Origin of the sequence: Candidatus Thiosymbion oneisti, from assembly GCF_900092655.1 — a bacterium.
Lineage (GTDB): Bacteria > Pseudomonadota > Gammaproteobacteria > Chromatiales > Chromatiaceae > Thiosymbion > Thiosymbion oneisti.
The window spans coordinates 1-343 of the sequence record NZ_FLUY01000369.1 but is presented as its reverse complement, the minus strand read 5'-3'; the positions used below and the strand labels follow the sequence as shown (position 1 = coordinate 343).

1 pseudogene is annotated in these 343 nt (G+C 43.4%); it reads left to right on the top strand.

Going from position 1 to position 343, the window contains the following annotated elements:
• Positions 1 to 164 precede the first annotated feature (164 nt).
• Positions 165 to 343, top strand: a pseudogene (locus tag BQ17_RS23920) (IS1 family transposase); the annotation flags it as partial.

Below are 343 nucleotides of genomic sequence, written 5' to 3'. Positions count from 1 at the left end.
GTTTTCAGTCATGATTGTTAAAACTAAAGTATATACCTGCCGTAAATGTCACAGCAAAGAGATAAAAAAACGGCCTAAATGCGTGCGGAAACCAGCAATATCATTGTAAAACCTGTGGTGCTTATGGTGTACTTGAACCCCAAAATCGCTATACGGAGGAAGAGAAAGACCTCATCATAAAAGCTTATCAAGAACGATCAAGTATGCGTGGGATCGAACGTACGCATAGGGTTTGTCGTCAAACATTGAGTGCTTGGTTAAAAGAAAAAGCGGCGGTGCTTCCTCCTCTTGAAGCGACGCTGACACCTCTTGGTCCGGAACAAACACCGGTGTTGGAAATGGA